Origin of the sequence: Moorena sp. SIO3B2 (genome assembly GCF_010692525.1) — a bacterium.
Classification (GTDB): Bacteria; Cyanobacteriota; Cyanobacteriia; order Cyanobacteriales; family Coleofasciculaceae; genus Moorena; species Moorena producens.
In genome coordinates this window covers 1-1,391 of sequence record NZ_JAAHHE010000876.1, presented here as the reverse complement: position 1 = coordinate 1,391, position 1,391 = coordinate 1, and the positions used below count along the sequence as shown (strand labels likewise).

At 36.0% G+C, this 1,391-nt stretch carries 2 protein-coding genes; both read left to right on the top strand.

Translation table 11 applies throughout. The features are described 5' to 3' along the window. The first annotated feature begins 6 nt into the window (after positions 1–6). Entirely contained in the window at positions 7–129 is a 123-nt protein-coding gene (locus F6K38_RS43875; protein ID WP_353737299.1) for a DUF3326 domain-containing protein, read from the top strand. 166 nt (positions 130–295) lie between these two features. Next, positions 296–1,165, top strand: coding sequence for a hypothetical protein (locus F6K38_RS41970; protein ID WP_008188126.1), 870 nt, complete (start codon positions 296–298; stop codon positions 1,163–1,165). Positions 1,166–1,391 lie beyond the last annotated feature (226 nt).

Below are 1,391 nucleotides of genomic sequence, written 5' to 3'. Positions count from 1 at the left end.
GTTAGTATTATTCCCACCGGAGTCAGAGCAGAAATTGGTGGTTTTGCCGGAGATGCGACTCCTAGTACCAATCTGTTAGCCTCCGCTTGTGACTATCTGGTGACAAATCCCAATGCCGTTACAGCGTAGGATATCTATTTCGGTCAGGATAATGTGCTTTATCTGGAAGGGAATCTGATTTGTCAGTTACTACTGGGTAATACCGATCTGAAAGAGGGTGATTTAATCTCTAAGAGTAAATTTGTTTAGAGCTCTAACTTATGCTAAATCCTACATCCTAAATTCTTAAAAGCTTATGTCTTTGCTAGTCAACAAAATCACTATATCCCCAGAAGAAAAAAACTCTTTTGCTGAGAATGGGTTTATCAAACTAAAAAAACTGTTTACGGATGAAGCAATCGATAAATTACGGTATCTAACTGCCGAATCCAATCAAGTAAAAAAAGTTCCCGAATCTTACAGTGGCGATTTTTCCAGAGTAGGCTATGACCTAGAAAATGCTGTCACCCACCAGATCTATTCTGAAGAAAACTTTAAAAACACCTTCAAGCCATTAATCGAAAATGAATTAATCTTCACCCAAGGTGTGGGATTTGAATTAAAACCAAACAGAAAAGGATTTCATTTTCATCTCGATCTTGTTAGCTTCAACTTCATTAAACCAGAGGATTTAGGATATTCCCTATGGATACCACTAGTTCCAATTAATACGAAAGAGCAACATGGAGGCATGGCATATGTACCACGAAAGGCTTATCCAACCTCTGGGTACTATGCCCTCCGGTACGAACTAATACAACACAAAGATTTTGCAGAATTTTGTCAAACCGAAGAGTTTAATTATTTTGAGTTTTTCTATGCTTCTAAAGTTGAAGAGATGGTTTTAGATACAAATAAAGTAGAAGATAACTTTGAAGTGGGTGATGCCCTTCTACTAGACAAATTTGTTTGGCATAGAAGTGTCCCCCTCCTGGAGGGAAAATTACCATCGAGAATGGCATATACAATGCGTTTTGTCGATTCCCAAGCCCGCTACTCTAAAATATTTCTTGATGGTCTATACTCCCTGATCAAATCGAAAGGCGATGATACTTTAACTTCCTTTGGTTATAAATTAACTGACCTTAAGGATGGTGATTTAATTTATAAAAGTAAATTCGTTTAATAGTAAGTTTAAGATTAATTAAAGTTCGTATACTTCCTGTTTACTTTTAAGACTGATTTGAGTAAAACTTAAAAAAATGTAAATATGAGTGTAAATACAAAAAACTCTAATATAAATAATTCCATAACTACCTTTTATTCCCAAGAAGAACGACAGTTACGTGTAGATCTTGCTGCTGCTTACCGCTTGATTAACTATTATGGGATGACAGACATGATATACACCC